The organism is Streptomyces sp. NPDC104381 (genome assembly GCF_055583745.1).
Genome location: NZ_JBVJNK010000003.1, coordinates 504,380 through 528,380, shown reverse-complemented (window position 1 = coordinate 528,380; position 24,001 = coordinate 504,380). Strand labels below are relative to the sequence as shown.

Genomic DNA, 24,001 nt, shown 5'->3' with positions numbered 1-24,001 from the left:
TCAGTGCTCGCCCCAGGGCGATCCGTACGCCGAGGCGAGCGCGCCCGTCTCCTCGGGTGTCAGCAGGCGCGGGGACCGTTCGCCCAGGGCGAGGAGCAGCGCGGACACCTCCTCCAGTTCCACCGCGGCGTCGACGGCACGGGCCATGGTGGGGCCGGCGAGGACGGGGCCGTGGTTCTGGAGGAGCGCGGCGCGGAAGGGGAACGGCAGCCGGGCGAGGCCCTCGGCCTGGCCGGCGTCGCCGGGCGGCGCGTACGGGAGGAGGGGGGTCTGGCCGACGCGCATGACGAAGTACGGGGTCAGCGGCGGCACCGCGCTCCTCGTCGACCACGGGTCGAGGCAGGACACCGCGGTGGCGTGCCGGGCGTGCAGATGGACGACGGCGCGGGTGGCGGGGTCGCGCCGGTAGAAGGCGCTGTGCAGGGGGAACTCCTTCGACGGGCGCGGCCCGTCGAGGTGGGTGCCGTCGAGGGCGAGCACGCTGAGCCCGTCGGGGTCGACGTCGGCGAGGTCGGCCCCGGTGGGGGTGATGAGGACGCGGTCGTCGATCCGGACGCTGAGGTTGCCGGACGAGCCGGGGCTGAGCCCGAGGGCGGCCAGCCGGGCGCCCGCGGCGGCGAGGTCGGTGCGGGGGTCGCTCATGCCAGCGCGCTCCAGGCTTCCGTGAAGATGGCGGTGTCGCCGAAGTTGCCCGACTTGAGGGCGAGGTCCACCGTGTGGTCGCGGCCGTGGGCCCGGCCTTCGGCGCGCGCCCAGGTGACGCCCGGTGCGATGGGTGAGCCGATGGCCAGGGTGCGGACGCCGAGGGCGGTGACGACGGCTCCGGAGGTCTCGCCGCCGGCCACGAGGAGGCGGCGCGCGCCTGCCGCGACCAGGTCGGTGGCGCAGGTGGCGAGGGCCCGCTCGACCAGCTCGGAGGAGTCGGGGCCGTCGTGCGGCGCCGGCTGGTCGAGGTCGCCGAGGTCGTCCACGGAGTAGATCAGGGGCGGCCTTCCGGGGTCGTCGTCCCAGGCCCGGCGCGCGAAGGCGACGAGTCCGGCGACCGTCCCGGCGAAGTCGGCGCGCAGGGCGGCGAGGTCCAGCTTGCGGTGCGGGAGACGGGCACGCGCGTGGGCGACCTGGGCCCTGGTGGCGGAGGAGGCGCTTCCGGAGAGGACGACGCCGGGGTCACCGGGGCGGGAGGCCGGTGCGGCGCGGGCCGCCTCGGCGTGCGGGCCGGTGAGGCCGAGGGCGAGTCCGGCCGCGCCGGTGACGAGGGTGAGGTGGGTGGTGGCGGCGCAGATCGTCACCAGGTCCTCGTCGGTCACGGCGTCCACGACCACGAGGGCGTCGGCGAGTCCGGGCGCGTCGAGTGCGGCACGCAGCGCGTCGCCGCCCTGCCGCACGGTGTCGAGGCCGACGGCGTGGACCGGGTGGCCGGTCTGCGGGGTGAGCAGCCGGCCGAGGTCCGAGTCGCGCATCGGTGTGAGCGGGTGGTGCCGCATGGGGCTCTCGTCGAGGGGTTCGCCGTGGACGAAGAGGCGGCCTTCCCGGACGGTGCGTCCGGTGGCGGGGAAGGAGGGGACGACGACCGTGCGGCGTTCGCCCAGTTCCGCGAGGAGGGCGTCGGCCACCGGGCCGATGTTGCCGCGCGGGGTGGAGTCGAAGGTGGAGCAGTACTTGAAGTAGAAGCGGGCGCAGCCGGACGCGCGCAGGGCACGCAGGGCCGCGATCGACGTACCGACGGCCTCCTCCACGGGCGCGGTGCGTGACTTGAGGGCGACCACGACCGCGTCGGCGTCACGCACGGCCGTCTCCCCCGGGCCCTCGGCGAGGGCGTCCGGGCCCACGGTCACCACGGTCCGGTGGCCCCGGGCGACGAGCATGGTGGCGAGATCGGTGGCTCCGGTGAAGTCGTCGGCGATGGCCCCGAGGGTCGGCATCGGACCTCCTTGCGTTGGGGGGTGCGGTGCCGAGTGGGATTCCCCGACAGCCTGTGTGTGAAAAAATGTTAACAGACTTTACGCAGACGAGATGTGCTGGTACATCTTGTTAACACGCTCCCCTGTGGTGCTCGTGCCGTGGCCGAGACCGCGTCCGCCGGAGCCGTTGAACCGAGCCGTGTGCCCGTCTAGGAGAGCCCATGAATCTGCATCACCTGTTCGCCGGAACCGGCGACCGGACCGTGCGTTACGCACTGTCCGGAGCCGGCGGCGGCTTCGCCCGGACCCTGCTGGCCCAGACCCCGCGCATCGGGCGTCTGGCCCCCGCCGTCCTGTGCGACCGTGACGTGGAGCGGCTGCGCGGGATGCTCGTCGAGCTCGGCTACCCGGCGGAGGGCCTGGCGGTCTGCGCGGACGCCGACGAGGTCGCACGGGCCGCCGGCGAGGGGTCGATCGCCCTGGTCGCGGACGGTTCACTGCTCTCCGCGGCCCCCTGGGACATCCTGGTGGAGGCGACCGGAAGCCCGGCCGACGGCTACGCGATGGCCCGCGAGGCGCTGACCGCCGGCCGTCACGTCGCCATGGTGAGCAAGGAGGTCGACTCCGTCGCCGGCCTGCATCTCGCGGATCTGGCCCGTGACAACGGCGTCGTCTACACCACGGCCGACGGCGACCAGCCGGCCAACCTCATCGCGCTCGTGACCTGGGCGGAGCTGCTCGGCCTGGACATCGTGGCGATCGGCAAGTCCAGCGAGTACGACCTGGTCCTCGACCCCGAGGCCGGCACGGTCACCCAGCTCGACACCACGGTGCCCGCCCCGGAGCTGGCCGGGCTGCTGAGCCTCGGTTCCGACGTACGCGCCACACTCGCGGCCCGCGCCGCCGCGGTGACCGCCCTGCCGACCGGCGCCACCGCCGACTACTGCGAGATGGCGGTGGTCGCGACCAGCACCGGCTTCCGCCCGGACACCGAGCGCCTGCACTACCCGGTCGCCCGGATCGCCGAGCTCGCCGACGTGTACGCCCTGCGCGAGGACGGCGGGCTGCTGCACCGCGCGGGTGCCGTCGACGTGTTCAGCGCGCTGCGGCTGCCGGACGAGGCCTCGTTCGCCGGCGGCGTCTTCGTCGTCGTACGGACCGGTGACCCGGTCACCTGGGAGACGCTGCGCGGCAAGGGACACGTGGTCAGCCGGGACGGGCGCTACGCGGCGGTCTACCTGCCGTACCACCTGATGGGTGTCGAGACCCCGGTCTCCCTGCTCTCCGCGGTGCTCCACGGCCGGCCCTCCGGCGGCACCGACCCGCGCGCCCACGCCGTGCTCGCCGGCCGGGCCAGGCGTGACCTGCCCGCCGGCACGGTGCTGGACATGGGCGGCCACCACCACGACGTCACGGGCGTCCAGGCCGTCCTGCTCCGTGACGAGGACGCGCCCGCCGACACGGCGCCGCTCTACCTCGCCGCGCACGCCACCCTCGCGCGCGAGGTCCGGGCCGGCGACCTGATCACCCTCGGCGATCTCGCCGACCCGGACGCGGACCTGCTGCACGCCTGGACGTCCGGGCGTACCTCCCGCGCCACCGACTCCTCCGCCCCCTACGTGAGCCGATGATGGGTACCGACCTCCAACACCTCCTGCTGGGCGCCGCCGCGGTCGTCGTCCTGATCCTGCTGATCACCAAGGCCAAGCTCCATCCGTTCCTGGCACTGGCCCTGTCCGCCCTCGGCCTGGGACTCGCGGCGGGCCTCGGCCCCGGCGACACCGTCGAGCACTTCCAGGACGGCTTCGGCGACGCGCTGAAGAGCACCGGCCCCACCATCGGGCTCGGCACCATCCTCGGCGGCATCCTGCTGGGCTCCGGAGGCGCCGACCGGATCGCCACCGTCTTCATCGGCTCCCGGCCGGTGAAGTGGATCCCGACGGCGATCACCGCCGCCGCCCTGCTCATCGGCATGCCGCACCTGTTCGACGTCAGCTTCGTGATGCTGGTGCCCCTGGTGTACGCGGTCGCCAAGCGCACGGGCACCCACCTGCTGTACGTGGGGCTGCCGCTCGCCGCCGGCCTGTACATCTCGCACGGCCTGCTGCCCCCGCACCCCTCCCCCACGCTCGCCGTCTCGGCGTACGGGGCGAACACGGGCCTGACCATCATGTACGGCCTGATCATCGGCATCCCGATCGCGGTGATCAGCGGACCGCTGCTGACGAAGTTCGCCTCCCGGTGGTTCGGCCCGGCCCCGGACCTCGACAAGGGCCCCATCCCGGAGACGAGCCCCGAGCCGGAGAACCGCAAGCGGCCGGCCTCGTTCGCCCTCGCGCTGATCACGGTGCTGCTGCCGCCCGTCCTGATGCTCATCGGAACGGTCGGCACCTCGAACACCGCGGAGGGCTCGCTCCCGTACGCGATCTTCGAGGCGTGCGACTCCTCGGTCATATCCCTGCTGGCCGCGGTGATCTTCGCCTTCTTCGCGCTGGGTCTGCGCTCCGGCTTCGGCCTGGGCCAGCTCCAGAAGATGGCGGGCAAGGGCCTCGGCCCGGTCGGCGGGATCGTGCTGATCCTCGGCGCCGGCGGCGGCCTCAAGGCGATGCTCACCGCGACCGGCATCGACAAGCTGATCTCCGACTACGCGGTGGACTGGTCGGTCCCCCCGCTGCTGCTCGCCTGGCTGGTCGCCGCGCTGCTGCGGATCTGCCTCGGCTCGGCGACGGTGGCCACGGCCGCCGCCACCGGGATCGTCGCCCCGCTGATCGGCGCCTACCCGGGCCTCTCCCCCGAACTGCTGGTGCTGGCTACGGCGTCGGGCGCGGTGATGCTGTCGCACGTCAACGACTCCGGGTTCTGGCTGTTCAAGGAGTACTACCAGCTCTCCGTGGCCCAGACGTTCCGCACCTGGACCCTGATGCTGTCCCTGCAGTCGCTGCTCAGCCTCGGCGGAGTGCTCCTGCTCAGCACCTTCGTGGGGTCCTGAAGGCCGCGCCCTGTTGGGGCGCCGCCCGCCGGGACGGCACAATCGAGCAGCGACCGCGGTGGTCGCGGAAGGAAAGGTAAGAAGCAGTGGCCGACGAAGAGCAGTTGCCCCTGATCCCGGATCAACGGCGGGAGCTCCTGTTGAAGCATCTGCGGCGCGACGGGGTACTCAGCGTGCAGCAGATCACCCAGCTCTTCGGCGTCTCCCACATGACCGTCCGCCGCGACATCGCCGAACTGGAGCGTCAGGGGCTGGTGTTCTCCGTGCCCGGCGGGGCACGGATCGCCAGCCACCTCCAGAGCGAGCCCAGCTTCCAGGCCAAGTCGGCGGTGGAGCAGCCGGAGAAGCAGGCCATGGCCACGGCGGCCGCCGGGCTCGTACGGGAGGGCATGACGGTCTACCTGGACGCGGGGACCACACTGCTGGCCATGGTGCCGTTGCTCGCCCGCCACGCGTCACTGACGGTCGTCACCAACGACTTCACGACCGTCGACCGGCTCATGGCCTCGTCGCACCTCGACGTCATACACATCGGCGGCCAGGTGGACCCGTCCAACCGGTCGAGCGTGGGCCGGCTCGCGGCCACGACGCTGCGTCAGCTCGCTCTCGACATCGCCTTCATCAGCACCAGCTCCTGGGATCTGCTGCGCGGGGTGACGACCCCTTCGGCGGCGAAGGTGGAGGTCAAGCAGGCGGCGATGGAGTGCACCGGATCGAGTGTGCTGGTCGCCGGGGCGTCGAAGTACGGGACGTTCGGCAAGTTCCGGGTGGCGCCGCTCAGCGCGTTCGACACCATCGTCACCGACGACTCCCTGGCGGAGGCCGCCGCCGAGGGCCTGCGGGCCGGCGGTGCCGACCTGCGGCTGGCCGCCGTCCGAACGGGCCTCTGACCGCCGGGCCGTACGGAGGACGCGCGTTCAGCCGTCGGCTCTCCGGCTCCGGCCGTCGGCCTGCTGTCCGCCGCCCTGCTCCGGCCGGGGGGCGGGCTCCGTGGACGAGTCCCCGGTGACCCGTGTCCCCGGGTGCCGGACCGCGCACAGGTAGGCGATGCCGAGGGCGATGGCCATCCCGTAGAACACCCACTGGTTGGCCTCGGCGAAGTCCATCCGGACCGCGTCCATCGAGTCCCGCATCAGGGTGGCGACCGGGCCCGAGCCGGTCGGCTCCTGCGCGTCCGGGTTGCCGGTGACGGCCTCCGCGACGGATCTGGCGGCGTCGTTCGCCGCGCCCGCCGGCACCCCCTTGGCGGTGAGGGTCTCCACGACCCGGTCGGTGGTGACGTGGGTGAGGACCGTCCCGAAGACGGCGATGCCGACGGCCGCCGCGTAGTTGCGTACGGTCTGGGTGATGCCGGTGACCTCGCCGTACGAGGCGCCGATCGACCGGTTGACCGCGTCGGTGGAGGCGGGGGCGAGGAGGAAGCCGATGCCCGCGCCGGCGAGAGCGGCGTACGGCCACTGGTCGTGCATCGACAGGTCCGTCAGCTTGTTCGCCCACAGGGCGAACCCGACGGCGCCGAGCGCCGTCCCGATCTTCATCGCCGGACGGGCTCCGCGCCGGTCCAGGATGCGGCCGCCCCACTGGGAGGCGATCCCGAAGCCGATGAAGAAGTACAGCAGGTACAGGGCCGCCTGGTTCGGCGAGGCGCTCAGCGACACCTGCGCGTAGACGGACGCGAAGAAGAACACCGGGACGAAGGCCAGCATCGCGAAGAAGAGGACGAGCGTGTCCACGGTGAAGGCCCGGTCGCGGAAGACACGCAGCTTGATCAGTGGTTCCGCCACTCCGAGTTCGTAACGGCAGAACAGCGCCAGGACGGCCAGCCCGCCCACGATGCACGCCCAGGTGGCGACGCTGCTCCAGCCCCATGCCGAGGCCTGCTGGAACCCGAGCACGCTCAGCCCCATGCCCACGGCGACCAGGACGGCACCGGGCACGTCGAGCTTCTCGCGCCGGCGGCTCTCGGGGATGCGGGCCATGACGGCCAGGACCAGCGCGATGACGGCGATCGGCACGTTGACCCAGAAGATCGCGCGCCAAGTCCAGGCCGTCAGCCAGCCGCCGAGCAGCGGTCCGACCGCGGTGAGCGCGCCGGACAGACCGAAGAACAGGGCCAGCGCGCGCCCGCGCCTGTCCACGGGGAAGACGGCGATGACCACGGCGAGCGCGGCGGGGAACATCAGCGCCGCGCCGAGCCCCTGGGTGGCGCGGAAAATGATCAGCCAGCTCTGCGCGAAGTCACCGCGGGGGACGCACCCGCACAGCACGGAGGAGATGACGAACAGGAGCGTGCCGATGATCATCACCCGGCGGTGGCCGAAGATGTCGGCCAGCCTCCCGCCCAGCGCGAAGAAGGCGGCGAGCGCGAGCAGGTAGGCGTTGACGACCCACTGCATCCCGGAGGACGACAGGCTGAGTTCGTCGATGATGCTCGGTGCGGCGACGGCCACGATCGTCTGGTCGATGAACGTCATCGACACCGCGAAGAGCATCGCCGCAAGGGCCAGCTTCTGGTGGGCGCCCCCTCCGGCAGGGGGGCCGGCCGGGCCCGGGCCGGGGGCCGGAGGAGGGTCGGTGCGCATGGTCCGAGTGTGAACCGGAGGGCTGACACGCGCACTCCAGGTCAGGTCCGGTGTACGGCGGATGGCTGATGGCCGGGCCGTGGTGCTTCAGCGCGTCCGCGGGAGCGGACCCGGTGTCCTCCACGCGCGGCACACCGGGCACTCAGGCCGGGGCGTGGCCGGGAGCGGGGGCGGGGCGCGCCCGGTGCAGGGCCAGCATGGCCTGGTCGTCCTGGGGCCGGCCGCCGAGGTGGCGCCGTACGTCGAGGATCAGCGCGTCCAGGATCTGCCCCGGCGTGACGCGCCCATGGGAGAGCGCCCGCCTGCCGAGCACGAGCGGCAGACGGGCGACGGGGTCGTAGAAGAGGCCCGCGGCGTCGCGCGACTCGGTGACGCCGTCGGTGTAGCAGAGCAGGGTGGAGCCGGCCGGGAAGGGGAAGCTGTCGACCGGGGAGGACCAGACGCCCAGATCGCTCATGCCCAGCGGGGGCGCCTCCTCGGATGCCTCGAGCAGGGTCGCCCGGCCCTCGGCGTCCAGGATCAGCGGGGGCGGATGGCCTCGGTTGACCACGCGCACGGTCTCCAGGTCCGGGGAGAACTCAGCGATGAGCGCCGTGGTGAAGCCTTCCTCCTGCTGCTGGCCCCCGCGCCGGCCGCCCTCGCGCAGCAGGGCCCGCTCCAGGCGCGCCACCAGCTGCGGGAGGTCCTCGGCCTCGTCCGCCGCGTAACGGAAGGCGCCCAGGTCGGCGCTGACGGCACTGACCGCCCCGAGGCCCTTCCCCCGTACGTCGCCGACCATGACCCTGATTCCGTACGGGGTGTTCTGCACGACGTACAGGTCTCCGCCGATCAGGGCCTCGCTCTCGGCGGGCACGTACCGCGCGTCGATGTGCAGGTCCCCGAGCCGTGAGGGAGGACTCGGGAGTACGGCCCGCTGGGCGACGGCCGCGACCTGCAGGGCGCGCCGCGCGCGGGCGTCCTGCCGGCGCAGGGCCCGGTGGATCAGCACGGCGAGCGCGGTGACGGCCGCGAGGGTGATCTGGTTGGCCACGCCCGACCGCCAGCCGAAGGTCCCGTCGACCCGTGCGAGGAACGCGTGGACGACCATCGCCGTGATGCCGACGCCGATGATCCCGCGGACACCGCAGAGCGGTGCGGCCGCGACGGGCGCCGCCATGAGGAGCGGCGCGGACGTCACGTCGTGCGGCGTGACCACGTCGACCACCACGGCCAGCACGATGAGGCCTACGGGGATCCACTGGGTTCTCAGGAGCTGCGGCACTCCCCCACGCTGCCCGCAAGCACGGAGCTCCGCATCCCCTGCGGTGCCTTCCGCCGTACATGCCGGGGCCTCTGACGGGCATGAGCACATATGTAGGACACATGCACCCGCTCGTACGGAGCAGCCGGTGCCTGACGGCAGGGGAACTCATGCGCCTTCGGAAGACATCTGTCGCGGTCGCGGTGGTGGCCGCGCTCTCCCTCGCCGCCTGCGACGACGGCGGCGGCAGCAGGGACGCCGGGGCGGCGGGGGCCACGTCCACGCCGTCGGAGACGTCGGCGGGCTCGGCGAGCCCGAGCGACGGGGGCGCCACGGACGGCACGGACAGCGGAGCGGACGGTTCCGGCGACGGGGACGGCCAGGCGTCGGCATCCGCGACCGCCTCCGCCAGTCCGTCCGGCTCCTCGGGCGGCTCCTCGGGCGGCGGCGCCTGCCGGACTGCGGACCTCTCCTTCAGCAGTTCCGGGGGCATGGCCGAGGGCGAGTTCCTGATCAACCTCAAGAACACCGGATCGGCGTCCTGCTCCATGCACGGGTTCCCCGGCCTGGACCTCAAGGGCAAGGACGGCACCGTGAGTGCCGCCCGTAACAGCGGCCGGTCGGCGCCGGTGGTCACGCTGGCGCCCGGCGAGACCACCAACTTCTCCCTCTACTTCCCGCCGAACTCCAGCGGCGGCTCCGGTGTCACGTTCACCTCGGCGCTCGTCACACCACCGAACGAGACCCACTCCCACAGCATGTCCCTCTCGGTGAACGTCCCCGCGGGGTCCGGCTCCACCTCCCGCATCACGGTGACCCCGGTCGGCTCGGGCAAGTAGCGGCGGGAGTGACGGCACTTCAGCACCGGCGGACGGCCGGCTGCTAGGGTCGCCGAGGACATCGCTCTCTCGGTGAGGAGACCGGACATGGTGGGAGACGACGACATCTCCGGGTGACACACCCGGATGTGCTCGCCCGTGGGCAGGTGCGCGACAGCGCCGCTGCCGCGAGGCCCTGTGTCGTTCCCCTCTCCCCCTGCCCGCCCGGGCGGAAGCCTGTCCGCCCGCATGTCACTCGAGGTCGTCTCCCATGCCCGACGCTCCCGCAGTCCTGCTCGCCCACGACATCGTCCGCTCCTTCGGCTCCGGACGGGTGGTCGACGGCTTCTCCCTGACGGCACCTCCCGGCCACCGCATCGGGCTGATCGGGGAGAACGGCGTCGGCAAGTCGACGCTGCTCCGCCTGCTCGCGGGGGCGGACGAACCGGACGCGGGGAGCATCACCCGCCCGGCCGATCTGGGCTTCCTGCACCAGGAGATGCCGTTCACCGCCGCCGCGACGGTCGCCGGCGTGCTCGACGAGGCACTGAGCGAGGTCCGCGACGCTCTCGCCGAGATCGAGCGCCTCTCCGCGCGGCTCGCCCGGGCCGAGGAGGGCTCCCCCGGTTACGCCGCCCTCCTCGACGCCTACGGCCGGCGGCTGGAGCGGGCGCAGGAGCAGGAGGCCTGGGACGCCGGCCGGCGCGCCACGATGGTGCTGGAGGGTCTGGGCCTCGGCGGGATCCGGCGGGACCGCACGCTCGGCTCCCTCTCCGGCGGGCAGCGCGGGCGCCTGGCTCTGGCCTGCCTGCTGGTCCGGAGGCCTTCGGCCCTGTTGCTGGACGAGCCGACCAACCACCTAGACGACAGTGCCGCCGCGTTCCTGGAGGAGCAGGTGTGCGGACTGCCCGGCGCGGTCGTCGTGGCCAGCCATGACCGCACCTTCCTCGACGCCGTCTGCACGGACGTGATCGACCTCGACCCCGCCGTGGACGGCCCGGTGCACTACGGCGGCGGCTACACGGCCTACCAGGCCGAGAAGCGGGCCGAACGCGAGCGCTGGGAGCGGCGCCACGCCGAGGAGCAGGAGGAAGTGGACGTACTGCGCGGGTCGATCGGCACGACCACGCATCGCGTCGCCCCCGACCGGGGGCCCCGCGACAGCGAGAAGATGGGCTACGGCGTCCGGGCCAACCGGGTGCAGAGCCAGATCTCGCGCCGGGCGCGGAACGCCGCCCGCAGGCTGGACGAGCTGGAGCGGAGCCGGGTCGCCGAGCCTCCGCAGCCGCTGCGGTTCCGGCGCACCGCGCTCACGGGGCCGTCGGCGGAAGGGCTGCTCGTCTCCGTGCGTGACGTACGGGTGCCGGGCCGTCTCGCCCTCGACCGCCTCGACGTGTCGGCGAGCGAGCGTCTGCTCGTGACGGGGGAGAACGGCGCGGGCAAGTCGACGCTCCTCGCGGTACTCGCCGGGCGTCTCACCGCGGAGGGCCGTGTACGGCACAGGGGCGGGCTCTCCGTGGGGCTGCTGGGCCAGGACACCGTGTTCCGCCGTCCGGAGCGCACCGTCCGGGACCTGTACGCCCAGGCGCTCGGCCCCGAGCGTGCGGAGGCCGTACCGCTGAGCTCGCTGGGGCTGATGGGCGAGGCGGACCTGGGCAAGGAGGTGCGGCGGCTCTCGGTCGGTCAGCGCCGTCGGCTCGCCCTGGCACTCCTGGTGGCGCGGCCGCCCGAGCTGCTGCTGCTCGACGAGCCCACGAACCACCTCTCCCCCAGGCTCTGCGACGAACTGGAGGCGGCCATGGGGGCGGGTCCCGGAGCGATCGTCCTGACCGGGCACGACCGCTGGCTGCGCAGCCGCTGGCAGGGACGTGAACTGCGGCTGCGGCCGTGGCGGGAGGGCGACGCGCAGGCGGTGGGAGAGGCCGCGGGACAGGGCACGGAACAGGCCGCGATACAGGCCGCGGGACAGGCCGCGGGACAGGCCGCGGGACAGGCCGCGGGACAGGCCGCGGGACAGGCCGTCGGAACAGACGCATCCTGGACATCGCGTCCGCATGATGAGACAAGCTTGCGGACTCCCATGCCTGCGGAGTCTCATCGCGCCTGTGCAAACCGAACAGATAACCCCTGATCAACCGGCGTCCGGCGACAAGGCGGCGCGGCGCGCCGTCACGGTGTTCCCCGTCCTCGTGCTCGCGGCGGGCGTAGCCGGTCTCGTCACCCCCGGCACGTTCGACGGCTGGACGGAATCGGTTCCGTACCTGCTGGGGATCGTCATGTTCTGCATGGGGCTGACGATGACCCCGCTCGACTTCAGGGGCGTGGCGAAGCGTCCGTGGGCCGTGGCGATCGGGCTGGTCGCGCACTACGTGATCATGCCGGGGCTGGGCTGGGCCATCGCCCATCTGCTGGGGCTGCCGCCACAACTGGCCGCCGGGCTCATCCTGGTGGGCTGCGCGCCGAGCGGCACGGCGTCGAACGTCGTGACCTTCCTGGCCCGCGGCGACGTGGCCCTGTCGGTCTCCGTGGCCACCGTCTCCACCCTGGTCGCCCCTCTGGTGACGCCGCCGCTGACGCTGCTCCTGGCGGGGGCGTACCTGCCGGTGGACGCCGGTTCGATGATCACGGACATCCTCAAGACGGTGCTGCTCCCGGTCCTGGGCGGCCTGGTGGTGCGGCTGGTCGCGGGGAAGCTCGTCGACCGGGTGCTGGGGCTCATGCCCTGGCTGTCGTCGCTGGCCATCGCGGCGATCGTCTGTGCCGTGGTGGCGGGCAGCGCCGGTGCGATCAAGTCGGCCGCGGTGACGGTGCTGATCGCCGTGGTGCTGCACAACGGTCTCGGCCTCGCGCTCGGCTACGGCGCGGGCAAGATCTCGGGGCTCGGCCGGCCCGCGAGCCGCGCCATGGCCTTCGAGGTCGGCATGCAGAACTCCGGGCTCGCCGCCTCGCTGGCGACCGCCCACTTCAGCCCGCTGGCCGCGCTGCCGGCCGCGGTGTTCTCCGTGTGGCACAACATCTCGGGCGCCCTGGTCGCCGCCTGGATGTCCCACCGGTCACGGCGTGACGAGGCGCCGGTGTCCGCCGGGGCGGCGCCGAGGGCCGCGACCGCCGAGGAGTCCTGAGCGGCTCCGGCTTCCGCCGGCCCCAACACGAGAGGCGTCCGTCCGGGTTTCCGGACGGACGCCTCTCGTGTTCCGCGGGATTCACGCAGACCCGGCCGCCATGCTCCGCACCAGGCTCGTGGGCCGCAGGTCGGTCCAGTTCTGCTCGACGTAGTCGAGGCAGGCCTGGCGGGTGTCCTCCTGATGGGCCACGGTCCAGCCACCGGGCACCTCGGCGAAGGCAGGCCACAGCGAGTGCTGTCCCTCGTCGTTGACGAGCACCAGGTAGGTGCCGTTCTCGTCCTCGAAGGGGTTGGTCACCGGAACTCCTTAAAGTTAGGTAAGGCTACCTTCACTTGATGGATGCCACCTTACCCAGTCCGCTCCGGGGCGACGCTCCAGGTGCCCCGACCCGTCCCGGTTCTTCCTGAACGGTCCGGCCGGGCCGGTGGCCGTCCGTCCCTCGCACGGAGGACCGGGGCCCGGTTCCCGTGGCCCTCAGGTACGACCCATGACCAACACGGAGAGGGATTCGTGGAACCCCGGCCCGCCCATACCGTCTTGATCAGGGACGGCGGCCGACTACCGCCGTCACGACGGTTCCACGGACGGACGAGACAGTGAGCGGGTGGCACGGGTGACACAGCAGGATCGGCCGAAGGACAAGGCGTTCGCTCCCGAATATCAGGGAGCGCTCGGCTCGTTGTCGGTGAACTCCTCCCTCACCGAGGTGCTCGCGAAGGGGATCGAGGAACTGCGGGCGGCGGAACGTGACGGACAGCACCGGGAGATGGCGCGCTGCGGGCTCGCGGTCGCCGAGGCGTACCGGCGGCTGGGCCGGGTGACGGAGGCCGACGCGGCCTGGAAGTCGAGCTACCGTGCCGCGCGTTCGGCGGGGGACGTGGGAGCGATGGCGTGGGCGCTGTGGAGCGGCGGCACCCTCGCGCGCCAGCGGGGCTCGCTGGCACTGGCGTACCGGCTGCTGGGGCTCGCGGCCGAGATGGGCGAGCGGGGCGGTGACGTGGTCGTACGGGGCTACTCGCTCGCCGGGCTCGCGGAGACGGGACGCATCCAGGGCGACTACCAGGCGGTCGGCGAACTGCACGAGCAGCTGCTCGCGGAGGCCCGCAGGCGCGGCGAGGCCCGGCACACGGTGTGGGCGCTGGAGGGCATAGCCCAGATGCACCGGAACACCGGCTCGTACGACAAGGCTCTCGCCCTCTTCGAGGAGGCGGCCGAGACCGCGAGCGCCGCCGACGACCGGCGGGGCCGCGCCTGGGCGCTGCGCGGGATCGCGGACGTGGTGTCCGTACGCGACGGCGATGTGGAGCGGGCGCTGGCGCTGCTCACCGAGGCCGAAGGGGCCTGCCGCGAGATGAAGTTGTCCAGCGCGCTGGCGTACAACCACAAGATGCGCGGCAACGTCCACTACCGGGCCGGGCAGTACGCGCAGGCCCGCGACACGTATGCGCGGGCGCTCGCCGAGTTCGAGGAGATGAACGAGCCGCGCGGCACGGCCCTGTCCCGGCTGGGGCTCGCCAAGTCGCTGGCCCGGCTGGGGCGGAACCCGGCGGAGACGGCCGTCGAACTGGCGGAGCTCCACCGGACCCTGGACCGGATCGGGCTGCGGCACGCCCGGGACATGGTGGACAAGGCCGCGGCCGAGCTGGGGGTGGGCCCGCTGCCCGACGTGGGCCACCGTGTCGAGGAGGCGGCGACGCGATGACCTTCTCCACGACGGTCACCTCGGACGCCCGGGAAACGGCCGACGCCCGGGAAGCCGCCGACGCCCCGCGGCCGGACGCGTCGGCCGGCGTCCCCCGCGTGCTGGCCCGCTGCCGCGATCTGGTGCGCCCCGCCCTGTCCGCCGCGATAGAGCGCCTCCACCCCTGGCCGGGCGAGATGGCCGCGTTCTCGCTGGGCTGGTGCGAGGTCGGCGGCGCGCCCGCCGACGGGTCCTACGAGGGCAAGGGGTTGCGCCAGACCCTCGCCGTGCTGTGCGCCGAGGCGGTGGGGGCTCCCGGAAGGAGCGCCGTACCGGGGGCGGTCGCGGTCGAGCTGGTCCACACCTTCTCGCTGCTGCACGACGACATCATGGACGGCGACGGGACGCGCCGGCAGCGCGAGACCGTGTGGAAGGCGTACGGCACCGGGCCGGCCGTGCTCGCGGGCGACGCGCTCTTCGCCCTGGCCGTGCAGACCCTCGCCGAGACACCGGGCCCGCGCGGGACGGAGGCCGTGGGCCGGCTGTCCGGGACGCTGAGCGACCTCGTACGCGGCCAGGCGGAGGACCTGCTCTTCGCGACCCGGCCCTGGACGGGCCCCGACGCCGTAGGGACGGACGCGTACCGCTCCATGGCCGAGCTCAAGACCGGCACCCTGCTGGGCTGTTCGGCGGCGCTCGGCGCTCTGCTGGGCGGGGCGCCCGCCCGGACCGTCGCCGCGCTGGACCGGGCCGGGCGTCACCTCGGGGTGGCCTTCCAGGCCGTCGACGACCTGCTCGGCATCTGGGGCGACCCGGCGGTGACGGGCAAACCGGTGCACAGCGATCTGCGGCAGCGGAAGAAGACCTACCCCGTGCTCGCCGCTCTCGCCGGGGACGGTCCCCACTCGGGGGAGCTCGCCGCCCTCCTGGACTCCCCGCTCCCCCTCGACGAGGACGGCGCGGTCCGGGCGGCGGCGCTCGTCGAGGCGTGCGGCGGCCGCGCCGCCACCCTGGACGAGGCCCGCCGTCACCTGGACGCCGCCCGCGCCTGCCTGCGGAGCGTGCCCCTGGTCCCCCGCGCGGCCCGCGAGATCGAGGCACTGCTCGGGTTCCTGCTGCACCGCAAAATGTGAGTGCGGCGGGGGTGTGACGCGCGGATCACCGCACCGAGGGGCGTGGGCGCCCGGCCCAGAACTCGGCCGCGGTGATGCCGAGCAGGACGACGTCGTGGTGGCCGCCGGCGAAGAACTCGTGCTGGCGGAGCCGTCCTTCCTCGACGAATCCCAGTCCCTTGTGGAGAGCGAGGGAGGCGTCGTTGAAGGCGTAGACCTCCACCTCGCACTTGTTGTGGCGCTGTTCGGCGAACATGTAGGTGAGGACGAGTTCGGTCGCCTCGGCCGCGTACCCCTTGCGGCGGTGCTCGCGGCCTGTCTCGATGCCCGTCCTGAACCGTCCGGCGCGGCGGTCGGTCTCCCCGACGGTCACCGCCCCCGCGAAGGCGCGGTCGGACAGGGTCTCGATCACCAGGCGGAACGCGTCACCACCCGGCGGACGTCCCGCCCGCTCCGCGGTCCAGGCGCGGAAGCTCTCATCCGAGCGCGGAGGTTCGACCAGATCCGCGTTACGGACGTCGAGGGTGTGGCGGGCCAGGTCGCGGAAGCCCTCCCAGTCGTCCGGCTCGACACCTCTCAGGCGTATCTTCTCGCCGGTCCACATGTCGCTCATGGCGCCCCCGCTTCGGTGTCGGATGCAGGCCCTGACAGCCGTGCACATGAAGACCGACACCCTAGAGCCTGCCGCCTGCCGGGCGCTCGGCCAATTCCGTGGCGCGGCCGCCGCCGGAACGCGCGGGCGGCGGTCGGGCCGGGTCGGTACGATCCCCGGCGTGGCACGCAGGTTGCACGAACGACGGGGGATCTCTCATGCAATGGCCGGTTCGTCAGGAATTCGACCGCTGGGCCGGACGGCAGCAGAGCTGGGGCGCCGCCCTCATGGCGGTGTCGGCGGCCCTGTTCCTCTGGCTGGGCTATCTGCTCCTGATCCCGTTCAGCGTGGACGTCTACCACGACGAAATCGCCTGCGAGGCACCGGTGTTCCACGACAGCGAGCGCACCCCGTACAGCGAGGGCGCGGGCAAGGCGTGCAGCGTCGAGCGTGACTGGCCCGAACTGCTCGGAATCGGAGCCCTGGCCGTTCCGCCCGCCGTCGCGGGTGCGGCGCTGTTCACGAGCGGGAGTGCGCGCAAGCGGGCGAGCGCCCATGTCTTCCGGATCCTGGAGATGCAGGAGTCCGAGGAGCGCGCCCGGCGGAAGAAGGCGCGGCCCGACGTCTGAGCGCGGTCTCAGCCCAGGACGGCGGCGACGGCGATCAGTACGGGGATCGAGGCGGCGGTGGACAGCAGGATGGACTCACGGGCGATCTGTTCGGCGACGCGGTACTGCGAGGCGTAGGTGTAGAGGTTCTGGGCGGCGGGCAGCGCCGAGATCACCACGACGTCGAGGAGAGCCGCGCCGTGCAGATGGAAGACGCCCGCACCCACGGCCCAGGCGATGACGGGCTGGACGGTCGTCTTGAGGGCGGCGGACAGGACGATGGCGGGCCGGTTCTCCCCACGGGCGGGCATGCCGCTGCCGCGCAGCGAGATCCCGAAGGCCAGCAGCACCGCGGGGACGGACATGTTGCCGATGAGGGTGAGGGGTTCGAGGGCGGGCGCGGGTACGGACCATCCGGTGGCGGCCACGGCGACGCCCGACAGCGAACCGACGGCCATCGGATTGCGCAGCGGTGTGGTGAGACGCCGCATGAGGGAGCGGGGCTCGCCGGGCCGGCTCAGGTCGAGGACGGTCAGGGCCAGCGGGGTGACCACGATCTGCTGGAAGAGCAGGACGGGGGCGACGAGCGAGGCGTCCCCCAGCACGTAGAAGGCGATCGGGATCCCGAGGTTGCCGGCGTTGACGTAGCTGGAGCACAGGGCGCCGATGGTGATCTGCCCGGCGCCCCAGCCCCGTACGAGCCCCACGGTGACGAAGAGGGCCGCCGCGGTGGCGGTCGCGGCCGCCGTGACGAGGAGCCGCTGGGAGAAGATGACCGAGAGGTCCGCGCCGGCCAGGGTGGTGAAGAGCAGTGCGGGGGTCGCCACGTTGAAGGCGAGCCTGGTCAGAACCGTCCGGCCGTCGTCCCCCAGGTGTCCGCGGCGCCCGAGTACGTAGCCGATGCCTATGACGACGGCGATCACCGCGAACCCGGTGAGAACTCCCTGCATGACGTCCTTGCTGATGAATCGTGTGCGGCTGAGCTGCGGACCGACGGGCGCCCGGCGCCGACGCCCCGGCCCCTCGACGCCGGGCATGGGCCACGACGTAGCCTACGGTCACCGCCGAGCGGTCTTTCCGCCGCCCGTGGGATGAGGGCCCGCGCCCCGGACCAGGCGTTCAGCGCGGCACACCGGCGGCCGTGAAACGGGACGGCGGTGCGCCGAAGGCCCGGGTGAAGGCGGCGGTGAACGCGGCGGGAGAGGCGTAGCCGAGGCGGGCCCCGACCGCGCTGACCGACGCGGTACGCAGGAGGGGCACGGCCGCGAGGAGCCGGGCGCGGGCCCGCCAGACGGCCGGACTGTCGCCGGTCGCCGCACGGAAACGCCGGGTGAAGGCCCGTTCGCTCAGGTGCGCCGCCTCGGCCCAGTCGGCGTTGGTGACGCCGGCGTCCGGGGCGGCGAGGTACGCGCGGCAGAGACTCGCGAGCTCGGCGGAGGCGGGGATCGTCACATGGAACGGCAGCGGGGCACGCTCGGAGATCTCGTGCAGGAGGAGACCGGCAATGCTCCCCGCCCGCCCGGAAAGGCTGTAGTCGGGCTCGAACTCCACTGCGGCGAGGAGCAGTTCACGCAGCAGCGGCGGTACGTCGACCACCGTGCAGACGGCGGGCCACCAGGGGACGGCCGCCGGTTCGACGTACAGGCTCCGGGTGCTCACCCCCAGCATGCGGACGCGGTGGCTGGTGGCGGGCGGAATGAGGACGGCTCGCTCGGGCGGCACGGTCCAGGTTCCGTCGGCGGTGTCCACCACCATGACGCCGGTGGCTCCGTAGAGGAACTGGGCGCGCCGGTGGGTGTGCCAGTCCAGTACGTGACCGGGCGGGTAGTCGGTGCCGATCGGCAGGACGGCCCGGTCGACGTGGTCGACATCGGCCGGCGGGACGTTCTTCACCGCTCCAGGGTAGTGGCCGGGTCACGAAAGAAGTGTGCCGACCATCGCATGCGGGACGCCTGCCGGACCTGGTGGGGTGGGGCGCATGGACATGGTGACGCTGGCAGGGGTCGGGCTCCTCACCGGGGTGACGACGGTGCTGTTCGGGTTCGGCGGCGGCTTCGTCGCGGTGCCGGTCGTGGCCGGGGCCGACGCCGCGCTCGGCGGGGACGCGATGCGGGTGGCCACGGCCACCTCGGCCCTGGTGATGCTGGTGAACGCGGGCTTCGCCACGGTGGTCACCCCGCGACGGGTGCTCGCCGCACTCCGGGACAGCCGTCCGCTGCTGGCCCTCCTGGCGGTGGGCGCCTCGGCGGGCGCGCTCGCCACGCGCCTCGCGCCGGCCGGTCCGGTGCGCTGGGCGTTCGTCGCCTATGTCGCCCTCACCGTCGCCGATCTGCTGCTGCGCCCCGGCTTCCTGCGCCCCGCCGTCCGGGGCGGCCCGGGCGCGGGCGCTCCCCGGCCGCTGCCGGCCGTCCTCGGCGCACCGGTCGGCGCCGTGGCCGCGTTCCTCGGGGTCGGGGGCAGCGTGATGACGGTCCCTGCGATGCGGCGGGCCGGTCACCCCATGCACGTGGCGACCGCCCTGGCCAATCCCCTCACCCTCGCCATCGCGCTTCCGGCCACCGCGGTGTCCCTGGGGACCGCCGCCGTCCCCGCCGCCACGGAGGCGCACGTACACCTGCTGGGTCTGGTCGACCTCCGGGCCGCGGCCGCACTGCTCCTCGGGGCCCTGCCGGTGATCGCGGTGCTGCGCCGGCGCCCGCCGCGGATCCCCGACCGCGTCCACGCGTGGAGCTACATCGGGCTGCTCACGGCCGTGACCGCCGCGATGCTGTGCGGAGCTTGAGGGCCCTCCGTGCTCTCGCGCAGGACGAGGCGGTGCGCCACCACGCGGTCCTGGGGTGACTGGACGCCGGGCTCGCCGGATCCGTCCGGCTGCGGGGACCGCGCGGCCTCCTCGATGCGGTGGTGCAGGAGCTGGACGGCGACCCTGGCCACCGCGGCCTTGTCGGGCGCCACGGTGCTCAGCGTCGGCACGCTGAACCGGCCCCCCTCCACATCGTCGAAGCCGATCACCGCGACGTCCTCGGGCACCCGGAGGCCGTGCTCGTGCAGCGCGCGCAACGCCCCCAGCGCCAGCTGGTCGTTGAGGCACAGCAGCGCGTCCGGACGCAGACCGGCGTCCAGGGCCCCTGCCACCGCCCGGGCCCCGTCCGGCATCCTGAAGTCGTCCACTGCCAGCAGGGACTCCGGGTGGTGGGTGAGACCCGCCTCGGCGAGGGCGGCGAGGTAGCCGCGCGTACGGGCCTCGGCCGTCCCGAGGCCGGGGGCCTCGTGCCCGCCGACCGCGAGGATGTTCCGGCGGCCCAGGCCGATCAGGTGCTCGGTGGCCTGGCGCGCGGCCTTCTCGTTGTCGATGGCCACATGGTCGGCGCCCTCCTCCAGCAACTCGCCCAGCAGCACCGTCGGAGGAACACCCGCGCGCTGGCGGAGGTCGTCCGCCGTGAGCGCGAGCGGGCTGAGGATGATCCCGTCGACGAAGTCGGAGCCGAAGCCGGCGAGGGCGGCCAGCTCGTGCTCCCGGTCCGCCCCGCTCTGGTGGATGAGCACCGTGAGGGAGAGCTGCTCCGCCTCGCGGATCACATGCCGGGCGAGCTCGGCGAAGTACGGGACGTCCAGCTCGGGGACCACCAGGGCGATGATGCCCGTACGGCCCTTCCGCAGATGCCGTCCGGCCAGGTTCACCCGGTACCCGAGGTCCTCGATGGCCTCGCGGACCACGCGCCGGGTCCGCTCGGAGACATGGACGTAATCGTTGATCACGTTGGAGACGGTCTTCTCCGACACCCCGGCGTGCCGTGCGACGTCCTTGATCCTGGGCCGTGCCACGGCCGACCTCCCTGCCCTCGTGCGGTGCCGAGTCTATGTCCCGGCCCTCCGGGGGTCTGCGGGGGCTTCCGGACTCACGCGGGGTGGGCTTCCGGAGGTCTCGAACACCCGTACCGTCCGAACTCTTTACAGCCAATGTACATCGATGTAAAAACATGTGACCGCACCGTTTCAGCCAGTGCGGCCACCCACCTGCCGTGTGCGGTGGACCGTCCACGCCGGGCGGTCCACCGCCGATCCGGCATGAGCGTCCGGCCGTCGAAAGGTCCGTGATGAGTTCTTCGTCCCCCGCCCGTGAGGCGTCGGCCGCGCCCGGCTCCGGCCCGGCACCCGGGATCGGCCGACGCCGGTTCCTGCGTTACGGAACAGCCGGGGCGGGCGCCCTGCTCGCCATGGGCCCCCTGGCCGGCTGCTCCTCCCTGGCCTCCGCCTCCGGCGCCTCGGCACTCAGCGTCTGGGACCTGTTCCAGGGCGGTGACGGCATGCTCATGGACGACATGATCAAGGCCGTCTCCGAGGGCCCCGACGGCTTCGAGGTCGACCGTACGATCCTCGACTGGGGGCCCTCGTACTACACCAAGCTCGCCATGTCGGCCGCGGGCGGACGGGCCTCCGACGTGGCGGTCCTGCACCTGTCGCGACTGGCCGGTTACGCGCCCGGCGGGCTGCTGGACCCCTTCGACCTGGATCTGCTCGCCGAGTTCGGTGTGACCGAGAAGGACTTCACGCCGGCTGTCTGGTCGCGTACGAAGCACCGGGGGACGGTCTACGCGATCCCGTTGGACGTCCACCCCTTCATCGTCTTCTACGACCAGGACGCCGCCGCGAAGGCGGGGCTCCTCGACGCGAAGGGCGAACTCGCCCCGATGGGCTCGCCGAAGGCGTTCCTGGACGCGGGCAAGGCCCTGGCCGAGGCGACGGGGAAGTCCGGCATCCTCTTCGGCCATGTCACCGACACCGCCCAGAGCTGGCGGCAGTTCGCCGCGCTCTACGCGCAGACCGGGGCCGCGTTCACGCTGCCGGACGGCGGTCCGGCCGAGATCGACACCGACGCGGCGGTCCGGGTCGTGTCGTTCATGCAGCAGCTCTTCGACGGGAAGACCAACCCCAACAACCTGGACTACAACAGCGCGCTGGCCGGATTCATGGGCGGCCGGGGCGGGATGGCCATGCTCGGCGAATGGGAGCTGCCGACGCTCCAGAAGTCCGGCATCAAGCTGGGAGCGGCCCCCTTCCCCCAGGTGTTCGACCGCCCCGCCGTCTACACCGACTCCCACAGCTTCGTCCTGCCGCACCAGGACAGCCCCGACCCGGCACGCCGCCGGGAGGCGCACCGTTACGTCGCGCAGATCCTCAAGCAGAGCCTGACGTGGGCGAGCGCCGGGCACATCCCCGCCTATCAGCCCGTCCTCGCCCGGCCGGAGTACGCGGAGCTGAAGCCGCAGGCCTCCTACGCCGACGCCGGGAAGGTGGCGGTCCTGGATCCGCCGAACTGGTTCGCCGGCGCGGCGTCGAACTTCCAGAACCGCATGTGCCAGCCGCTCCAGTCGGCGCTGCTGGGCAACACCTCCGCCGAGAAGGCCGTACGGCAGATGGTCCGTGAGGCGAACACGCTGCTGCGGCAGCCCAACCCGGTGGCCTGACCGAGCAGAAGGAGTTACCGACGTGACCACCACCACGCCCCTCGGCGCCCCCGCGCCCGCCGGCGAACGGCCCCCCGCCGCGGCTCCCCCGGGCCGCTCCCGGCGGCGCGGGCCCGGGCTGCTCTTCGTGCTGCCCTTCGCGGTCCCCTTCGTCCTCTTCCTCGTCTGGCCCGTGGTCCAGGGCCTCTGGATGAGCCTCACCGACAGCTCCCTGACCCTGCGCGACACGCAGTTCATCGGGTTCGACAACTACGCCGAGGCGTTCGGCGACCCCGACGTCTGGAGCAGCCTCGGCAACACCGTCTTCTTCACCGTCATCTCCAGCGTCCCCCTGGTGCTGGTCGCCCTCGTCATGGCGCTCCTGGTGCACAGCGGACTGGCCGGCCAGTGGGTGTGGCGGCTGTCCTTCTTCGTGCCCTACCTGCTGCCGGTGACCGTCGTGACCCTGATCTGGACCTGGCTCTACCAGCCGGACGTGGGCCTCGGCAACGAACTGCTCGGGGCCCTCGGGCTCGAACCCGTCGGCTGGCTCTCCGACGAGTCCGTCGCGATGTGGTCGGTGGCCGCGCTCACGGTGTGGTGGACGGTCGGCTTCAACTTCCTGCTCTACCTCGCCGCGCTGCAGTCCCTGCCGGCGACGTACGACGAGGCCGCCGCACTCGACGGTGCCGGCGCCTGGCGGCGTCTGTGGTCCGTCACCCTCCCGCAGCTGCGCAGGACCACCGTCCTGGTCGGCATGCTCCAGATCCTCGCCTCGCTGAAGGTGTTCGACCAGATCTACATCCTCACCAAGGGCGGCCCCAACGGTTCGACCCGCCCCCTCCTCGAGTACGTCTACGACGTCGGGTTCACCGGCTACCGGCTGGGCTACGCCTCCGCGGTCTCGTACGTCTTCTTCGCCCTCGTCATCGTCGTCTCGCTCGCGCAGCTCCGTCTCTTCCGCCAGGAGGACTGACCGATGTCCACCACCGCAACCACCGTGCGGACCCGGCGCCGCCCACCCAGGGACTCGGCCGGATCCCCCCTGCTCCTCGGCCACGGCCGCCTCCCCCGCGTCCTGGCCGGTACCGCGCTCACCGTGCTGGCGGCCGTCTGGCTGGTGCCGTTCCTCTGGGCGGTCGCCACCTCGCTCCAGAGTGAGCAGGACGTCTCCAAGCCCGGCCTGTCACCGTTCAAGGGTGCCTTCACCCTGTCCGCGTACGAACAGATCCTCGAACGCGGGAACGTGCTGCTCTGGGCGGCCAACAGCTTCCTGGTGGCCGGGCTGGTCACGCTGATCACCGTCGCGATCTCCACGCTGGCGGCCTACGGCTTCTCGCGCGGGACCTTCCGCGGCCGCCGTGTGCTGCTCGCCGCGACCGTGGCGGCCGTGATGGTCCCTCCGCAGCTGCTCGTCGTGCCGCTGTTCGAGCAGATGCTGACGTTCAACCTGGTGGACACCTATGCCGCGGTGATCCTGCCGCAGGTGGTGGCGCCGATGATGGTGTTCATCCTGAAGCGGTTCTTCGACGGGATCCCCGGGGAGCTGGAGGACGCGGCCCGGCTCGACGGCGCCTCCGAGGTGCGTGTCTTCTGGTCGGTCGTGCTGCCGCTGTCCCGGCCGATCGTCGCCGCCGTCTCGATCTTCGTGTTCATCGGCGCGTGGAACAACTTCCTGTGGCCGTTCATCGTCACCAACGACCCCGGTCTGATGACACTGCCGGTCGGACTGGCCACCGTGAAGGACGCCTTCGGCATCCAGTACGCCCAGGCCATGGCGTCGGCACTGCTGGCGGCGCTGCCGCTGGTCGTGGTGTTCCTGCTCTTCCAGCGCCGCATCGTCAGTTCGGTGGCCACCACCGGACTCGGCGGATCCTGAACCGCCCATCCCTCTTTCCACCCCGTA

The 24,001-nt window shown here is 72.7% G+C and carries 22 protein-coding genes; 13 read left to right on the top strand and 9 right to left on the bottom strand.

The window, feature by feature from the left end; genetic code table 11:
- Together ACZ607_RS11800 and otnK are read right to left on the bottom strand one after the other, a co-directional pair.
- Complete coding sequence (locus ACZ607_RS11800) at window positions 1-642, bottom strand: class II aldolase/adducin family protein (protein ID WP_469734262.1); 642 nt, start codon at window positions 640-642, stop codon at window positions 1-3.
- Window positions 639-1,922 carry a 3-oxo-tetronate kinase gene (gene otnK, locus ACZ607_RS11795; RefSeq protein ID WP_469734260.1) on the bottom strand — a complete coding sequence of 428 codons (1,284 nt, stop codon included), beginning with the start codon at window positions 1,920-1,922 and terminating at the stop codon, window positions 639-641. Before otnK ends, ACZ607_RS11800 begins: the two co-directional genes overlap by 4 nt.
- A gap of 200 nt (window positions 1,923-2,122) precedes the next feature.
- On the opposite strand from otnK, the gene ACZ607_RS11790 reads away from it, so the two are divergent.
- The 3 genes from ACZ607_RS11790 to ACZ607_RS11780 all read left to right on the top strand — a co-directional run bounded on the left by ACZ607_RS11790 (window position 2,123) and on the right by ACZ607_RS11780 (window position 5,780).
- A complete protein-coding gene (locus ACZ607_RS11790; protein WP_469734258.1) occupies window positions 2,123-3,532 on the top strand; it encodes a homoserine dehydrogenase in 1,410 nt (469 codons plus the stop codon).
- Window positions 3,532-4,890, top strand: a complete 1,359-nt coding sequence (locus ACZ607_RS11785) for a GntT/GntP/DsdX family permease (RefSeq protein ID WP_124278571.1) — start codon at window positions 3,532-3,534, stop codon at window positions 4,888-4,890. Before ACZ607_RS11790 ends, ACZ607_RS11785 begins: the two co-directional genes overlap by 1 nt.
- Before the next feature lie 86 nt (window positions 4,891-4,976).
- Entirely contained in the window at window positions 4,977-5,780 is an 804-nt protein-coding gene (locus ACZ607_RS11780) for a DeoR/GlpR family DNA-binding transcription regulator (protein ID WP_469734257.1), read from the top strand.
- Window positions 5,781-5,807: 27 nt separating this feature from the next.
- Here the strand turns inward: ACZ607_RS11780 and ACZ607_RS11775 are convergent, their stop codons facing one another.
- Both ACZ607_RS11775 and ACZ607_RS11770 read right to left on the bottom strand, forming a co-directional pair.
- A complete protein-coding gene (locus tag ACZ607_RS11775; RefSeq protein WP_469734255.1) occupies window positions 5,808-7,472 on the bottom strand; it encodes an MFS transporter in 1,665 nt (554 codons plus the stop codon).
- Between the two features lie 142 nt (window positions 7,473-7,614).
- Window positions 7,615-8,733, bottom strand: coding sequence for a PP2C family protein-serine/threonine phosphatase (locus tag ACZ607_RS11770; protein WP_469734253.1), 1,119 nt, complete (start codon window positions 8,731-8,733; stop codon window positions 7,615-7,617).
- A 149-nt stretch (window positions 8,734-8,882) separates the two neighbouring features.
- Here ACZ607_RS11770 and ACZ607_RS11765 point away from each other — a divergent pair, with 149 nt between their 5' ends.
- The 3 genes from ACZ607_RS11765 to ACZ607_RS11755 all read left to right on the top strand — a co-directional run bounded on the left by ACZ607_RS11765 (window position 8,883) and on the right by ACZ607_RS11755 (window position 12,652).
- Window positions 8,883-9,551: a DUF4232 domain-containing protein gene (locus ACZ607_RS11765; RefSeq protein ID WP_469734251.1), complete on the top strand. Its 669-nt coding sequence runs from the start codon at window positions 8,883-8,885 to the stop codon at window positions 9,549-9,551.
- 250 nt (window positions 9,552-9,801) lie between these two features.
- Window positions 9,802-11,661 carry an ABC-F family ATP-binding cassette domain-containing protein gene (locus tag ACZ607_RS11760; protein ID WP_469734249.1) on the top strand — a complete coding sequence of 620 codons (1,860 nt, stop codon included), beginning with the start codon at window positions 9,802-9,804 and terminating at the stop codon, window positions 11,659-11,661.
- A complete protein-coding gene (locus tag ACZ607_RS11755; protein ID WP_469734247.1) occupies window positions 11,636-12,652 on the top strand; it encodes a bile acid:sodium symporter family protein in 1,017 nt (338 codons plus the stop codon). The genes ACZ607_RS11760 and ACZ607_RS11755 overlap by 26 nt, the downstream gene beginning before the upstream one ends.
- An 81-nt stretch (window positions 12,653-12,733) precedes the next feature.
- On the opposite strand, the gene ACZ607_RS11750 is transcribed toward ACZ607_RS11755, so the two are convergent.
- Window positions 12,734-12,952, bottom strand: a complete 219-nt coding sequence (locus ACZ607_RS11750; RefSeq protein ID WP_319655922.1) for an MbtH family protein — start codon at window positions 12,950-12,952, stop codon at window positions 12,734-12,736.
- 316 nt (window positions 12,953-13,268) lie between these two features.
- Between ACZ607_RS11750 and ACZ607_RS11745 the strand changes: the two genes are divergently transcribed.
- Together ACZ607_RS11745 and ACZ607_RS11740 are read left to right on the top strand one after the other, a co-directional pair.
- Window positions 13,269-14,357 (top strand): tetratricopeptide repeat protein, encoded by a 1,089-nt coding sequence (locus ACZ607_RS11745; RefSeq protein ID WP_469734245.1) that lies wholly within the window; start codon window positions 13,269-13,271, stop codon window positions 14,355-14,357.
- A complete protein-coding gene (locus ACZ607_RS11740) occupies window positions 14,354-15,469 on the top strand; it encodes a polyprenyl synthetase family protein (protein WP_469734243.1) in 1,116 nt (371 codons plus the stop codon). The genes ACZ607_RS11745 and ACZ607_RS11740 overlap by 4 nt, the downstream gene beginning before the upstream one ends.
- A 25-nt stretch (window positions 15,470-15,494) precedes the next feature.
- Here the strand turns inward: ACZ607_RS11740 and ACZ607_RS11735 are convergent, their stop codons facing one another.
- Complete coding sequence (locus tag ACZ607_RS11735) at window positions 15,495-16,061, bottom strand: GNAT family N-acetyltransferase (protein ID WP_469734241.1); 567 nt, start codon at window positions 16,059-16,061, stop codon at window positions 15,495-15,497.
- Between the two features lie 197 nt (window positions 16,062-16,258).
- On the opposite strand from ACZ607_RS11735, the gene ACZ607_RS11730 reads away from it, so the two are divergent.
- On the top strand, window positions 16,259-16,669 hold the full coding sequence (locus ACZ607_RS11730; protein ID WP_469734240.1) for a hypothetical protein: 411 nt from the start codon (window positions 16,259-16,261) through the stop codon (window positions 16,667-16,669).
- 8 nt (window positions 16,670-16,677) lie between these two features.
- On the opposite strand, the gene ACZ607_RS11725 is transcribed toward ACZ607_RS11730, so the two are convergent.
- Together ACZ607_RS11725 and ACZ607_RS11720 are read right to left on the bottom strand one after the other, a co-directional pair.
- Entirely contained in the window at window positions 16,678-17,598 is a 921-nt protein-coding gene (locus tag ACZ607_RS11725; RefSeq protein WP_469734239.1) for an AEC family transporter, read from the bottom strand.
- Window positions 17,599-17,767: 169 nt separating this feature from the next.
- Window positions 17,768-18,541, bottom strand: coding sequence for an AraC family transcriptional regulator (locus tag ACZ607_RS11720; protein ID WP_469734237.1), 774 nt, complete (start codon window positions 18,539-18,541; stop codon window positions 17,768-17,770).
- Window positions 18,542-18,626: 85 nt separating this feature from the next.
- Between ACZ607_RS11720 and ACZ607_RS11715 the strand changes: the two genes are divergently transcribed.
- Window positions 18,627-19,430 (top strand): sulfite exporter TauE/SafE family protein, encoded by an 804-nt coding sequence (locus ACZ607_RS11715; protein ID WP_469734235.1) that lies wholly within the window; start codon window positions 18,627-18,629, stop codon window positions 19,428-19,430.
- On the opposite strand, the gene ACZ607_RS11710 is transcribed toward ACZ607_RS11715, so the two are convergent.
- Window positions 19,379-20,473 (bottom strand): LacI family DNA-binding transcriptional regulator, encoded by a 1,095-nt coding sequence (locus ACZ607_RS11710; protein WP_469734233.1) that lies wholly within the window; start codon window positions 20,471-20,473, stop codon window positions 19,379-19,381. The two genes, ACZ607_RS11715 and ACZ607_RS11710, sit on opposite strands and share 52 nt — an antisense overlap.
- A 272-nt stretch (window positions 20,474-20,745) precedes the next feature.
- On the opposite strand from ACZ607_RS11710, the gene ACZ607_RS11705 reads away from it, so the two are divergent.
- From ACZ607_RS11705 to ACZ607_RS11695, 3 genes are read left to right on the top strand one after another with little or no spacing between them, the layout of a single operon-like run.
- Window positions 20,746-22,116 carry an extracellular solute-binding protein gene (locus ACZ607_RS11705; protein ID WP_469734231.1) on the top strand — a complete coding sequence of 457 codons (1,371 nt, stop codon included), beginning with the start codon at window positions 20,746-20,748 and terminating at the stop codon, window positions 22,114-22,116.
- A gap of 22 nt (window positions 22,117-22,138) precedes the next feature.
- The gene (locus tag ACZ607_RS11700) at window positions 22,139-23,071 is read left to right on the top strand and encodes a carbohydrate ABC transporter permease (protein WP_469734229.1); all 933 of its coding nucleotides are present in this window, start codon (window positions 22,139-22,141) and stop codon (window positions 23,069-23,071) included.
- A 3-nt stretch (window positions 23,072-23,074) separates the two neighbouring features.
- Complete coding sequence (locus tag ACZ607_RS11695; protein ID WP_469734227.1) at window positions 23,075-23,974, top strand: carbohydrate ABC transporter permease; 900 nt, start codon at window positions 23,075-23,077, stop codon at window positions 23,972-23,974.
- Window positions 23,975-24,001: the final 27 nt, after the last annotated feature.